Raw genomic sequence first — 12,625 nt, 5'->3', positions numbered from 1 at the left:
TTATGGGCTCCCGGGGGGTTGGGGGATATACTCGGCGGGCATATTAACAGAAGGGGCGCCCCGCTGAATATGCTTGCTCTCATGATCGGACCAGCCTGGAGGCCTGTATGACGCTCACCCTTTTGCGCGAATTTCTGCTCAGCCAGCCCGGCGCCACCGAGGATACCCCCTTCGGCCCCGAGATCCTGGTCTATCGCATCGCCGGCAAGATGTTCGCCCTGGTGGACTGGCAGGCAGAGCCGCTGACCATCAACCTCAAATGCGAGCCCGAGCTCGCCCTGCTGCTGCGAGAGATCCACCCCGAGGTGAAACCCGGCTGGCACATGAACAAGCAGCACTGGAATACGGTAACCCTGAGCGAGGATCTGGACGCCGAGCTCTGGCAGGGCTGGATTGAACACTCCTACCAGCGGGTGGTGGCGGGCTTGCCCAAGGCCAAGCGGCCACAGGCGCCGACCCCCCATTCCAAACCATGAGCCCTCCCATGTCTGATTCCCCTGCTCCGCACTCCCTCGACCCTGACCTCTATCGCGTCGTTCCCCTGGATGAGCGCCATATCCCCGCCCTGCTCGCCCTGTTCGAGCAGTCGGTGCGCCGCATGGGCCCGGAGCACTACAGCCCGGCGCAGGTGGAGCAATGGGCGCTGGGCGCCCGTCATCCGGGTCTCGCCAGCCAGTTGCGCGAGCACCACGGCTGGATCATCGAGCAGGAGGGTATTCCCCTTGGCTTTGTCACCCTGAGCGATGACGGCCACCTCAGCCTGCTCTATGTGAGTGCGGATCATCCGCGCCAGGGGCTCGGCGGCCTGCTGCTGGTGCAGGCGCTGCAGGCGGCGAGCCAGCTGGGTCTGCACAGCCTGACCACAGAGGCCAGCGCCTTCAGCCTCGCGCTCTTTCTGCGCCACGGCTTCGAGCAGGCCGGATTGGAAACCGTGGAGCGCGGCGGGGTCAGTTTTGTCCGCCATCGCCTCTACTGCCGCTTGCCAAGCCAGGGCCAGCCACTAAAATACCCCCCATTTCCCCAAAGCGATGAATGAAGGCAGCCATCATGGTGGTAGAGAGCGACGGTTATATTGCGCTTATCGAGTATCTGGTAGAGAGTCTGGGCCTGTTCGAGAGCCAGCAGCAGGGCACGGGCACCCAGACCATAGAGGATCTGGTGAGCAACCGGGTGGCAGGCAACCTCATGGCCATCTGCGAGCAGAACCCCCAGCTCGACCCCAAGGTGCGTTTCATGATCATGCAGGAGGCCGACGCCGTGGTGGCCGATCTGGAGGAGGTGCTCTCCGCCGTCTGGCTGCGGGCGCCCACCCCGGCCCAGCACGCCTTCCTCGATGAGTTCATCGATCTCATCAAGAACCTGTTCGACAGCACCATCGGCTAGTCCCCTCCCCCACGGCCGCAGGGCCCGCAAAGCTCCGCAATGAAAAGGGCCGCCTCAAAGGGCAGCCCTGCTTGCTATCACTTCCGATTCATCGCGCTTGTCAGTTGAATGAATATCGAGGCAAGAAATGTGTCTGGTCTTGGCTGCCGTCCATGGTAGCTACCCTGTTAGTCTGCCGAGGTTCGGTTAAGTTCCCGGCCAGGATGCTTTTTTTAATATTTCTTTCAAAAAAACGAAACAGGGGCCTAATGGCCCCTGTTTTATCCAGACTGCGCCTCAGCGGTTCAGGCTGGGGGGCAGGCAGACGCCAATGCCCCCCAGTCCGCAATAGCCTTCCGGGTTCTTCTCCAGATATTGCTGATGGTAATCCTCGGCGTAGTAGAAGGGGGCCAGCGGCAGGATCCGGGTGGTGATGGCGCGGGCATCGCCGCTCGCCATCATGGCCTGCTGGTAGGCCGCCAGGCTCTGCTGGGCGATGGCCTCCTGGGCTTCATCCCCATAGAAGATCACCGAGCGGTACTGGGTGCCGATGTCACCACCCTGGCGCATGCCCTGGGCCGGATCGTGCTGCTCCCAGAACAGCTTGAGCAGCTCGCCATAGCTGATGACCTTGGGGTCAAACACCACCTGCACCGTCTCCGCATGACCGGTCAGACCGCTGCACACCTCCTTGTAGGTGGGGTTGGGCGTCAGGCCCCCCTGATAACCGGCGGCGGTGGAATAGACGCCGGGCTGCTGCCAGAACAGGCGCTCCACGCCCCAGAAACAACCCATGCCAAACCAGGCCAGCTCCATCCCCTCGGGCCAGGGGCCCTGGGTCGGGTGGCCGTTGACGGCATGCTGCTGGCCGATCGCCAGCGCTTCCCGTCGTCCCGGCAGGGCCTCTGCCGGTGAAATAATCTGCTCCATATGCCCTGTCCTTGAATAAAATCCCGCGCGACGCGGCTGACGAAAAGGAACCCCGAAGATAACAGGTTATGAGCCCGGATCAACCAGGGCGGTCCCTTCAGCGGGCTGACCGCCTTCCGGCTCGCCCGGGCGCAGGGCGTCTGCGGCTGGTCAAAATGGCGGCACAAAACACCAAAACCAATATTTAGTCTTGATTTGTGAATTTATTTTCATATATTGAGCAAATTGCTGCTTTTTTATGGAATGAAACACGTGCGTGAACGCGAACCCAGCCTGGTCCATGCCTTTCGGCAATCCACCCCCTATGTCAACGTGCACCGGGGTGCCACCTTCGTGCTGATGATGGGCGGGGAAGCCATCTGCCACCCCAACTTTGCCAACATCGTCAGCGACATCGCCCTGCTGCAGACGCTGGGGATCCGCCTGGTCCTGGTGTTCGGCTCGCGTCCGCAAAACGACGAGGCGCTGGCCCGCGCCGGCATCCAGGCCCAGTATCACAGACGGATCCGGGTCACCGATGACGAGAGCTTCGCCATCATCAAGCAGGTGTGCGGCGGTCTGCAATACGACATCACGGCCCAGCTCTCCATGGGGCTGGCCAACACCCCCATGCAGGGGGCGCGCATCAGCGTGGTGAGCGGCAACTTCGTCACTGCCCAGCCCCTTGGGGTGGAAGATGGCATCGACTACTGCCACAGCGGCCGGGTGCGGCGTATCGACGTGGAGGGGATCACCCGCCAGCTGGATCAGCATGGGCTGGTGCTCATCTCCCCCATCGGCTGCTCGGTCACCGGCGAGAGCTTCAATCTGAGCTCGGAAGAGGTGGCGCGCCGGGTGGCGGTGGATCTCAAGGCCGACAAGCTCATCTGCTTCAGCAGCACCCAGGGGGTGATGAACAGGCAGGGCGTGGCCATCTCCGAACTCTTCCCCGAGCAGGCCGAGGAGCTGTTGGTTGAGCTGGAGCAGGCGGGCGAGGAGATGTCCGGCACCGCCCGCTACCTGCGCGCGGCCATCGCCTCCTGCCGGGGCGGCGTGCCGCGCTCCCACCTGGTGAGCTATCAGGATGACGGCGCCATGCTGCAGGAGCTGTTCAGCCGCGAGGGGCTCGGCACCCAGATAGTGCGCGAAAGCGCCGAACGGGCGCGGGCCGCCACCATAGAGGACATCGGCGGCATCCTGGATCTCATCCGGCCGCTGGAGGAGGAAGGCATACTGGTGCGCCGCTCCCGGGAGCAGCTGGAGATGGAGATAGACAAGTTCACCATCATAGAGCGCGACGGCCTCATCATCGGCTGCGCGGCGCTCTACTGCTTCATGGAGGAGGCCATGGCCGAGATGGCCTGCGTCGCCATCCATCCCGAGTACCGCAACTCCAACCGGGGGGATCAGCTGGTAGCCAAGGTGGCCGAGCGGGCCAAGCGGCTCGGCATCCGCCGCCTGTTCGTGCTCACTACCCGCTCCATCCACTGGTTCCGGGAGCGGGGCTTCGATCCCCTGGAGGTGGAAGATCTGCCGGTGGCACGCCAGCGCCTCTACAACTGGCAGCGCCGCTCCAAGGTTTTGTCCAAGACCATTTCGTAACTGATTGATCTTGTGCCTGGTTGTTGCCAATTGTGTACTTTTTTACAAACTCGATTGACAGTGCAATCCAGTGCAGGGTATTTCTACATGCACGCCACCTTCCAAGGTGGCACCAGAAGAGGAGCGCTGCCCAGGCAGCCCAAGGGAGGACACCAGAGTCCGGTGAACTTGGGTCAGGGGGAGCAGCGCCGAGACGAGGCAGGTGACTGGACACCGCCACGTCGGCTGCGGGGGCTGAATCCCCCGGGTTGTCATCGGTCGTGTGCATCCCACAGGCATCCAGCAGGATCCTTGTGGGATGGGCACCGCGGATGGAGTGCTTCTGGCCGGGATCCTTCGCTATTCCTGCCATTTTCTGCCTCCTCCTCTCTTTTGCCCGATGAAACCGGATTTTCACCTTGAGACAGGAGTATGCAATGAACCCGATCAACGTCGCCAAGTTTGGCGGAACCAGTGTCGCCGATGCCGCGGCCATGAACCATTGCGCCGACGTGGTGCTGGCCAACCCGGCGACCCGGGTGGTGGTACTGAGCGCCAGCGCCGGGGTCACCAACCTGCTGGTGAGCCTGGCCCAGGGTGAACTGGACGAAGCCGGGCAGGATGCCCAGCTCGACAAGCTGACCGGGATCCAGCAGGCCATACTGACGGCGCTCGGCAACCCGATCGAGGTGAGCGCGCTCATCCACGCCCAGCTTGGCGACATTCGCACCATGGCCCGCCAGGCCTGCCAGCACACCGATGCGGAGCTGGCCGACCGCCTCATCGCCTGCGGCGAGCTGATGTCCACCCGCCTCTTCACCGAACTGCTGCACCAGCGTGGCATCAAGGCCCAGTGGCAGGACGCCCGCCAGCTGCTACGCACCGACAGCCGCTTTGGCAAGGCGACCGTGGATCTGGCCGTCACCCGCACCCTCTGCCAAGCCACCCTGGGCCCCCTGCTCGGTGACAGCCTCATCATCACCCAGGGCTTCATCGGCGCCGACGCCGATGGCCGCACCACCACCCTGGGCCGGGGCGGCTCCGACTACAGCGCGGCCCTGCTCGCCGAGGCGCTGGACGCCGGCAGCATCGAGATCTGGACCGACGTGCCCGGCATCTACACCACGGATCCGCGCCTGGTCACCCGGGCCCGCCCCATCCCGGAAATCAGCTTCGTGGAGGCGGCCGAGATGGCTACCTTCGGCGCCAAGGTGCTGCACCCAGCCACCCTGCAACCCGCCCTGCGCCAGGACATTCCGGTGTTCGTCGGCTCAGCCCGGGATCCCGCGGCCGGTGGCACCTGGATCCGCGCCAGCACCGGCAGCAACCCGCTGTTTCGCGCCGTGGCCCTGCGCCGCCAGCAGGTGCTGGTCACCCTGCACAGCCTCAACATGTTCCACGCCTACGGTTTTTTGGCCGAGGTGTTCGGCATCCTGGCCCGTCACCGCATCTCGGTGGATCTCATCACCACCTCCGAGGTGAGCGTCTCCCTGACCCTGGATCACACCGGCAGCCAGAGCAACGGCGAGCCCATCCTGGGCGACAAGGTGCTGGCGGAGCTCGGCCAGCTGTGCAAGGTGGAAGTGGAGACCGACTTCGCGCTGGTGGCCCTCATCGGCAACCGCATGAGCGAGGCCGCCGGGGTGGGCAGCCGGGTGTTCGACGCCATTCGCGAGCACAACATCCGGATGATCTGCTACGGCGCCAGCGCCCACAACCTCTGCTTCCTGGTCAAGGAGAGCGAGGCGGGCCACATCGTCAACCGCCTCCATCAGGAGCTGCTCGACTGAGCCTGACAAAACCTTGCCAGCCCCTTCTCCCCGCGAGGGAGAAGGGGCTGGCATCAGGGGAAGCCCATGGCGACCCTATACCAACGAAGAGGGGCGCCGATGCGCCCCTCTCGTCATGCTGTCCTCCCCATGTCAGCGCGCAGGCTGGCGGGACCGGGTCGGCAACAGGTTGGCCCGGATCTGCTCGCGCAGCCCCCCCAGCCGCTGCAACAGCGCCGCCTGGCTGAGCCCGGCCTCGTCAAACCCCAGGTTATCGGCCAGCGCCGGGAAGTGATCCCGCACCGCCAGCTCCAGCCAGTCGAGGCGACGCAGGGTCATGGGGCCGCAGCTCTTGCCGCTGAGATCATCCTGGATGTCGAGCCGATGGCTGCGATACATGTCGCGCCACCAGTTGGCGGCGAGCGCCTGCTCGCTTGCCAGCGCCGCGCTCCACTCCCCCACCAGCCCCTGCATCCGGGCCAGCACGGGGGCGCTGGCCCCCTCCCGGCTCAGGTACTGCAACTCCCCCTTCGCCCAGGCGAGGCAGAGCGTGCGCCAGTGGCGAAACAGCGGCAGGGGATCGATCTGCTCCAGCCAGAGCCCGGACAGGGTGCGGGTCTCCAGCCGCTCAGGCACATGAAACGCCGGATCGGTGAGGCCGTTGGAGTTGAACTCGTGGAGGGGATCGAAGGGCCACATGTAGCCAAAGTCGAACACCGAGATCTGCTGGCCGTCGTCGAGCAGGTTGCCCGGGCTCGGATCCCAGTCAAACCAGCCCCAGCGGGCCAGCTCCGCCTCCACCGCCAGCATCTGCGCCAGGTTGCGCTCATTGAGCCTGCGCACCGGCTCGCCCCTCAGCCAGGGGGAGACCAGCACCCCGGCGCGGGCGGAGCCGAAGCTGGTGCAGACCACGTTGGAGAGGATGGTGGGGTGCAGCTCCCGCAGGCTCTCTATCTCCCGGCGCCGCTCCAGCTCGGTGAGAAAGGCGGTCTTGCCGTCGACGTTGGCCACCAGGGAGTCTGGCCGGCACCGCTTCAGGCACCAGTGGTGCCCCTCCACCTTGAGGTGGAACACCTCGGCGGTGAGCCCGTGACCATAGACCTTGACGACGTCCGGGTGATCCTCGGTCAGCCTGGTCAACTGGGCCAGGGGCAGGGGGCAGTCCCGCTCACGCCCGATCCGGATCTCGTCCCCGTTCTCCAGCATCTGGAGCAATCTTGCCTGACGTGCCGCAACCTTGGGATTCATGCATGTACCTCCAACCGTTACTGAGAGACTAAACAGCGCCCCCCTCCCAGACCAGCGGCAAAGCCCCATGATGACGCTTTCATCACAGAATGAGTGCCCCTCCCGGATCGGGATCACAATTTGCACGCCCAGGCTGTCACCCAGGATTCATCCCGTCGTCATTAAATTGACATCAAGGAACAAGCCCCTCACCATCGGGTCAAAATAGATGCAGCGCTGCTGCCCTGCCCGCTCCAAGGATGAGCCCCTATGAATGCCCCCGTCTGTGGTCACAGCCCCTCCCTATCCCGGTCTCTGGCCGGGTGGTTGTTCGGCCTGCTGATCGCCCTGCTGTTGCTGACCCTGGCCCTGCCGCTGCTCAATCCCGCCGGCTGGCTCGGGAAGGCACAACCGCTGATCCTGGGGCCTGCCGATCAGCCCATCGCCACCCTCACCCGCCACAGCCTGCTCTACAAGAGCGACAGTCGCGGCCTCTATCTGGTGGTGCGCAGCCAGTGGCAACTGCTCAAGCCGCTGCAGGCGGGGGACAAGGTGCGGGTGGAGCTGCTCAACGACAAGGGCATTCGCATCGATCAGCTGAGCCAGGCGGTGGAGAAGCGCCAGAAGTGTCGCCAGAACCGCTGCACCCTGGATCTCAACAGCGCCCTGCGCGCCCCCGACGACGCCCTGGACAGCCGCTACCAGTTGCGGATCGGCCTGCTGCTGGCGGACAGACCCGAGAGCGCCGAGTACAGCCAGATCCTGCAGACCCTGCCGGAGCGCGGCTTCAACCTGACCTATCTGATGACCAGCCTGCTGCTGGTGCTGCTGGTGAGCGCCGCCGTGCTCAGGGCCCTGCTGCCGCGGCTGCGTCGCAGCTACCGCTCCCGGGTGCTGGGCAGCCTGCTGCTCGGCAACCTCACCTTCGTGCTGCTGCACGGCTTCGTGGTGTTCAAGCTGGGGGAGTTTCTGCTCTGGTCGGGCTTTCGGCCCGAGCACTACTACCTCGCCTGGGGCAGCATGGTGCTGGGCTGGAGCCTCTGCGCCCTGGCGGGCTTCAACCTCTATATGGGGCTGGTCTTTACGGCCCTTTCGGGGATAGGCCTGCTGGCGAACTTCATGAAGATAGCCATCTATGGGGTGCCGCTGGGGGGGGACGATCTCGGCAACCTGATGGCCCTGCTGCACATACTGCTCGATCAGCACCCCGTACTGCCGGTGCTGGCCCTGCTGGGGCTCTTGTTCCTGTGCTGGCGCTTCGCGCTGTCGCGCTGGATCCTGCGCACCACCGCTGCCACCGCCGCCTTCTTCGCGCTCTGCGTGTTCGCCACCCAGACCGGCAACAAGCTGCTGGGGGCCAACATCCGCTACGTGGACAGGGCGGTCAACTATCACAGGGACATCATCCGCGCCGGCCCCGGCCTCTACCTGTTCAACCTGGTGGACGAGATGCTGCAAAGCGGCAACATCTTCCGCTACCCCCTGCAGATCAACGAGCGCACCCCAGAGCTCAGCCAGCCGGCCCCGGGCCAGCCGCCCCGCTTCGATCTGGTGATAGTCCTGCAATATGAGTCCCTCTGGCTCGACTGGCAGGGCAGGATCTGCGCCCCCGCCCCCACCCTCTCTCTGCCCGCCGGCGTGGCCCAGTGGCACAAGACCATCCACTCCCCCACCACGGGGGGCATGACGGTGCTGGCGGAGTTCGAGATGAACACCGGCCTGCCGGTGGGCCTGCTCAAGCAGGGGGTGGTGCCCTACTACTACCTCTCGGACAAGGTGCCAGGCCTTGCCAGCAGCGCCAGGCAGAACGGCTACCAGACCCTGTTCGCCCACCCCTATGTGGAGAAGTTCTGGGGCCGCGCCAAGGCTATTCCGGCGCTCGGCTACCAGGAGCGCTGGTTCGATACCCGCTTCACCACCCTGGAGCACAAGGGGCTCTACATCTCGGACGATGCCCTCATCGATCACCTGATCAAGCGCAGCGAGCAGGATGACAAGCCGCTGTTCGCCTACGCGGTCACCATGCAGGGGCACGGCCCCTTCGACGGGGATCGCTACCGGGCCCAGCAGATCGACAGGGCCTGCCCGGATCAGAGCCCGGCGGAGCGGCAGTTGCTCAACACCTACTACACCGGGGTGGTGGACGCCATGGCCTCCCTGGAGCGGCTGCTCAAGACCCTGGACGGCTCAGGCAAGCGCTACCTGGTGGTGGCCTTCGGGGATCACCAGCCCTTCCTGATGTCGGCGGGCAAGGGCATCCATGGCGCCAAGCCCCCCCGGGATGCCCCCTACCAGATCCCCATGATGGCCTTCACCCGAAACGATGGCGCCATCGCACTCGATCGCCAGTTTGCCCCGGTGCGCCAGCTCTACCAGATGGGACAGGCCACCCGAGCGCTGCTGGCGGGGGATCTCACCCCCATAGAGGACAGACCCCTGCTCCACCCGGTGCTCGGGGAGGAGAAGGGCTTCGACCCCTCCCCCCTGGTGCCGCAGATCCGCGCCAGCTTCCGGGCCGACGCATTACCCTGAGATCAATAAACATTTAAGAGACGGGGGCCGCAGATCCTTGCAACACCTTCCGGGCAGATGCGCTGCCCTGACAGGGATCTGAAACGCAAAGAGGCCGCAATAGCGGCCTCTCTTATGGGTGAGCACCCGAGCTAGCGCAACCAGGACTCCAGCAGGGTCAGGCACTGGCCATCGAGATCCAGCTCGGCCTGGATGCCGAGCGGCACCGTCAGCATGGGATGGGTGTGGGCACAGTCAAACTCAGCCAGTATGGGGAAGCCGGGCTCCCCCACCACCTCCAGCAGGATATCCAGCGGCCGCCTGCCGCTGCCCTGGCCGTCAAACAGCTCGTGCTTGCCGAGCACCAGTCCGCCGATGCGATCGAACACCCCGCATAGCTTCAGGTGGGCAAAAGAGCGCTCCACCGTCTCCGCCGTATGGAGGCTGTCTTCGAGCAGCAGAATGTCCCCCCGCGCTATGGGCGGCATATAGGGCGAACCCCAGATCCCCGCCATTGTGTTGAGGTTGCCGCCGATCAGCCGGCCCCGCACCCGGCCCGATCCCACAGAGATCAGCAGGTTGGGCTGGCACTGCTTGGCCCGGGTCTGGTTCTCCCAATCCAGCCGCTCGTCGGTCCATTGCGTCGGGGTCGGCAGGGTATGGGGCGCGGCGGCGCCACCGGTCAGACAGATCTGGCGAAAGCCCGTCAGGGTCTCGTTCACCAGCGGCGAGAGCTCGCCAAAGGAGGCCACCAGCGCCGGGCCATAGAAGGTGACGAGGTCGGTCTGGGCGTGGATGCCGAGCAGCAGGGCCGTCACGTCGGAGTAACCGACGATGATCTTGGGATCCTCTCTCAGCCCCTCGTAGTCCACATAGGGCAACAGGGAGTTTGAGTTGCTGCCACCAATCACCGACATGATTGCCCGCACCTCTGGATCCCGGATGAGGGCATTGAGCTCTTCGGCCCGCGCCGCGATGGAGCCGGAGCGCCAGTGATCCCGCTCACCGGTCAGGCTGCCCGCCTTGAGCCTGAAACCCTGCCCTTCTAGAAACGCCCTGGCACGCTCGAACCGCCGGGGAGCCCAGGCGGTGGCCGCGCAGGAGGGAGAGAAGAAGCCTATGGTGTCGCCGGGCTTGAGCCCGGCGGGTTTGCGCAGTGCCATGGATGACGGTCGCTCCTGAGAGTCTGGGGCCGGGATCCCCATGATCCGGCATCAGGTTCCATCCTAATCCAGGTATTTTCTCCCCGACAAGGGCTAACAGGCTCCGGACAGGCCCTTTTTTGTTTGGATAAACCAAACGACACAAGCCAGTCGGATAGAAAAAATAAACAATGTTCCCGGCCCAGGCCTCCCCCTCATTCTCCACCCTTCTCCCGCAAGGAAGAAGGGTGAATCGCCCCCCATGCCATGGCGGTGCCGCGCCCAATAAAAAGCCGACCCTGGGGCCGGCTTGCTGCGGGCCGCCTTAGGCAGCCAGGGGCAAAGGCGGGCTAGATCACCACAGCGGTGCCGCTGATGCTGACCATCAGCATGCTGCCGTTCTGCCCCACCACCTCGTAGTCGATGTCGATGCCGACCACCGCGTTGGCCCCCAGCGCCTGGGCGCGCTCCTTGAGCTCCTCGAAGGCGATCTCCCGGGCCCGGGCCAGCTCTTTTTCGTAGGCGCCGGAGCGGCCACCTATGATGTCGCGGATGCCGGCGAACAGATCCTTGAAGATGTTGGCGCCGAGGATGGCTTCACCCACGACGATGCCGCGGTATTCACGAATGGTCTTGCCTTCCAGGGTGGGGGTGGTTGAGAGGATCATGAGGTCTCCTGTGGGTTGGGCTGGGTGCGCGGGGCACCGTTGCGTCATGGTAGCAAGGCGCTGGCCAAAGCATAACCCCGCCTTGCCGGAGGCCGCGGGAGACGCTGCGCCCCCGGCACTGACAAGTGATTGATTCAGCATTCAAAGTGCCATCTATACTGCCTGTGTCGCGGATCTTCTCCCTCTTTGCCAGATGCATCTGGCACTCGCCTGAGGGGGCCGATCCTCAGGATTGATGGGAGGGGGACCTTGATGAAACGAACGCTGCTGCTGTTGCCACTGGCCACCTTGCTGAGCGCCCCCACCGAGGGCGCCGGCCTCTATCTGTACGAAACCGGCACCAACGATCTCGGGCTCGCCTCCGCCGGCATGGCCGCCAGGGCCCAGGATGCCACAGTGCAACTGGTGAATCCCGCCGGCCTGAGCCACCTGGAGGGGCATCACCTCACCCTGGGCGGGCAACTGCTCTACGGGGACGTCCCCTACGATCTGGACGATCCCGCGCAGGGGGATGTCGATACCGTCATCGGCTGGTTCCCCGCGGCCTCCGCCTACTACAGCCAGCAGATCGATGAGCGCTGGTCGGCGGGCCTGGCGCTCTATGGCAACTTCGGGCTGGGGCTGGATTTTGGCGACTGGGCTGGCAAGCAGCTCATCAAGGAGGCCACCCTGCTCGCCCTCACCCTGCAGCCATCCATCGCCTACCGCCTCGACGAACATTGGTCCCTCGGGGCCGGGGTCGGCATCAACTACGGCCTGTTCGCCCTCACCCGGGAGGGCAGTGGCGGGGAGCAGAAGCAGGACGACAGTGACTGGGCCCTCAATGCCAGGCTGGGGCTGCTCTATGAGTGGAACCCGGGCACCCGACTCGGACTCGGCTATGCCAGCGAGGTGACCTATCACTTCGCCATCGACCGCGACATCACCTTCTCGCGCCCCAATCTGCCCGGGATCGGCGCCACCCTCCCCCTCTCCGGCATGGTCAACAGCCCCCAACAGTTGATGGTGAGCGCCTTTCACGCCTTCGCCCACGACTGGGCCATCATGGGCAATCTGGGCTGGCAGGATTGGAGCCGCTACAACGACAACGAGGTCGCCATCTTCGACCGCACCTCCTCGCAGAAGGGGCTCTATCAGGACAGCTACCACCTGGCGGTGGGGCTCCAGCACGCGCTGACGCCGCAGTTGACCCTCAATGGCGGCCTGGCCTACGACAGCAGCGCCTATCGGGATCAGGACCACACCTCCCTGACGGTGCCGAGCGGCGCCGCGCTGCGCCTCGGCACCGGGGTGACCTATGCCTTCAACGCCCAGGAGACCCTGGGGGCCGGGTTTGAGTACATTCACATGGAGAGCGCCAGCGTCGATGAAAGCTCCCTCTCGGGTCACTACCCCACCCCGGCCCTCTACTTCTTCGCCCTGAACTACGGCAGACGCTTCTAGGCAGGCCCCGCTT

The 12,625-nt window shown here is 64.8% G+C and carries 11 protein-coding genes and 1 riboswitch; of the genes, 7 read left to right on the top strand and 4 right to left on the bottom strand.

Annotated features, from left to right (window positions below; translation table 11 throughout):
* Window positions 1-107 precede the first annotated feature (107 nt).
* The 3 genes from AC3WR3_RS01360 to AC3WR3_RS01350 are packed head-to-tail and all read left to right on the top strand — an operon-like array spanning window position 108 to window position 1,383.
* On the top strand, window positions 108-476 hold the full coding sequence (locus AC3WR3_RS01360; protein WP_479758033.1) for an MmcQ/YjbR family DNA-binding protein: 369 nt from the start codon (window positions 108-110) through the stop codon (window positions 474-476).
* Window positions 473-1,036, top strand: coding sequence for a GNAT family N-acetyltransferase (locus tag AC3WR3_RS01355; RefSeq protein ID WP_492290930.1), 564 nt, complete (start codon window positions 473-475; stop codon window positions 1,034-1,036). The genes AC3WR3_RS01360 and AC3WR3_RS01355 overlap by 4 nt, the downstream gene beginning before the upstream one ends.
* Before the next feature lie 11 nt (window positions 1,037-1,047).
* Window positions 1,048-1,383, top strand: a complete 336-nt coding sequence (locus AC3WR3_RS01350; RefSeq protein ID WP_139436190.1) for a DUF3802 family protein — start codon at window positions 1,048-1,050, stop codon at window positions 1,381-1,383.
* A 276-nt stretch (window positions 1,384-1,659) separates the two neighbouring features.
* Here the strand turns inward: AC3WR3_RS01350 and msrA are convergent, their stop codons facing one another.
* A complete protein-coding gene (msrA, locus tag AC3WR3_RS01345) occupies window positions 1,660-2,292 on the bottom strand; it encodes a peptide-methionine (S)-S-oxide reductase MsrA (protein WP_202045172.1) in 633 nt (210 codons plus the stop codon).
* A gap of 252 nt (window positions 2,293-2,544) precedes the next feature.
* Here msrA and argA point away from each other — a divergent pair, with 252 nt between their 5' ends.
* Entirely contained in the window at window positions 2,545-3,873 is a 1,329-nt protein-coding gene (gene argA, locus AC3WR3_RS01340; RefSeq protein ID WP_139436071.1) for an amino-acid N-acetyltransferase, read from the top strand.
* 108 nt (window positions 3,874-3,981) lie between these two features.
* A riboswitch (Lysine riboswitch) is annotated at window positions 3,982-4,203 on the top strand.
* An 86-nt stretch (window positions 4,204-4,289) separates the two neighbouring features.
* Entirely contained in the window at window positions 4,290-5,642 is a 1,353-nt protein-coding gene (gene lysC / locus AC3WR3_RS01335) for a lysine-sensitive aspartokinase 3 (RefSeq protein ID WP_492290929.1), read from the top strand.
* Window positions 5,643-5,774: 132 nt separating this feature from the next.
* Here lysC and AC3WR3_RS01330 read toward each other — a convergent pair whose 3' ends face one another.
* Window positions 5,775-6,869, bottom strand: a complete 1,095-nt coding sequence (locus AC3WR3_RS01330) for a hypothetical protein (RefSeq protein WP_492290928.1) — start codon at window positions 6,867-6,869, stop codon at window positions 5,775-5,777.
* A gap of 249 nt (window positions 6,870-7,118) precedes the next feature.
* On the opposite strand from AC3WR3_RS01330, the gene AC3WR3_RS01325 reads away from it, so the two are divergent.
* Window positions 7,119-9,380, top strand: a complete 2,262-nt coding sequence (locus AC3WR3_RS01325) for an LTA synthase family protein (protein ID WP_492290927.1) — start codon at window positions 7,119-7,121, stop codon at window positions 9,378-9,380.
* Between the two features lie 131 nt (window positions 9,381-9,511).
* Here the strand turns inward: AC3WR3_RS01325 and AC3WR3_RS01320 are convergent, their stop codons facing one another.
* Complete coding sequence (locus tag AC3WR3_RS01320) at window positions 9,512-10,522, bottom strand: S66 family peptidase (protein WP_492290926.1); 1,011 nt, start codon at window positions 10,520-10,522, stop codon at window positions 9,512-9,514.
* A 329-nt stretch (window positions 10,523-10,851) separates the two neighbouring features.
* Window positions 10,852-11,169: a heavy metal-binding domain-containing protein gene (locus AC3WR3_RS01315; protein ID WP_010674360.1), complete on the bottom strand. Its 318-nt coding sequence runs from the start codon at window positions 11,167-11,169 to the stop codon at window positions 10,852-10,854.
* A 252-nt stretch (window positions 11,170-11,421) separates the two neighbouring features.
* Here AC3WR3_RS01315 and AC3WR3_RS01310 point away from each other — a divergent pair, with 252 nt between their 5' ends.
* Complete coding sequence (locus AC3WR3_RS01310) at window positions 11,422-12,612, top strand: OmpP1/FadL family transporter (RefSeq protein WP_492290925.1); 1,191 nt, start codon at window positions 11,422-11,424, stop codon at window positions 12,610-12,612.
* The last annotated feature ends 13 nt before the right edge of the window (window positions 12,613-12,625 follow it).

It is taken from the genome of Aeromonas sp. EU05-FHT14A05 (assembly GCF_058791175.1).
The sequence above is the reverse complement of the archived record's forward strand: the minus strand, read 5'-3'. Positions and strand labels throughout refer to the sequence as shown.

Excerpts from the sequence above, each read along its gene's own strand:
- msrA (WP_202045172.1), bottom strand. The coding sequence starts at position 2,292 with ATGGAGCAGATTATTTCACCGGCAGAGGCCCTGCCGGGACGACGGGAA.
- AC3WR3_RS01325 (WP_492290927.1), top strand. The coding sequence starts at position 7,119 with ATGAATGCCCCCGTCTGTGGTCACAGCCCCTCCCTATCCCGGTCTCTG.
- AC3WR3_RS01330 (WP_492290928.1), bottom strand. The coding sequence starts at position 6,869 with ATGAATCCCAAGGTTGCGGCACGTCAGGCAAGATTGCTCCAGATGCTG.
- AC3WR3_RS01315 (WP_010674360.1), bottom strand. The coding sequence starts at position 11,169 with ATGATCCTCTCAACCACCCCCACCCTGGAAGGCAAGACCATTCGTGAA.
- AC3WR3_RS01355 (WP_492290930.1), top strand. The coding sequence starts at position 473 with ATGAGCCCTCCCATGTCTGATTCCCCTGCTCCGCACTCCCTCGACCCT.
- AC3WR3_RS01320 (WP_492290926.1), bottom strand. The coding sequence starts at position 10,522 with ATGGCACTGCGCAAACCCGCCGGGCTCAAGCCCGGCGACACCATAGGC.
- AC3WR3_RS01310 (WP_492290925.1), top strand. The coding sequence starts at position 11,422 with ATGAAACGAACGCTGCTGCTGTTGCCACTGGCCACCTTGCTGAGCGCC.
- AC3WR3_RS01360 (WP_479758033.1), top strand. The coding sequence starts at position 108 with ATGACGCTCACCCTTTTGCGCGAATTTCTGCTCAGCCAGCCCGGCGCC.
- AC3WR3_RS01350 (WP_139436190.1), top strand. The coding sequence starts at position 1,048 with ATGGTGGTAGAGAGCGACGGTTATATTGCGCTTATCGAGTATCTGGTA.
- lysC (WP_492290929.1), top strand. The coding sequence starts at position 4,290 with ATGAACCCGATCAACGTCGCCAAGTTTGGCGGAACCAGTGTCGCCGAT.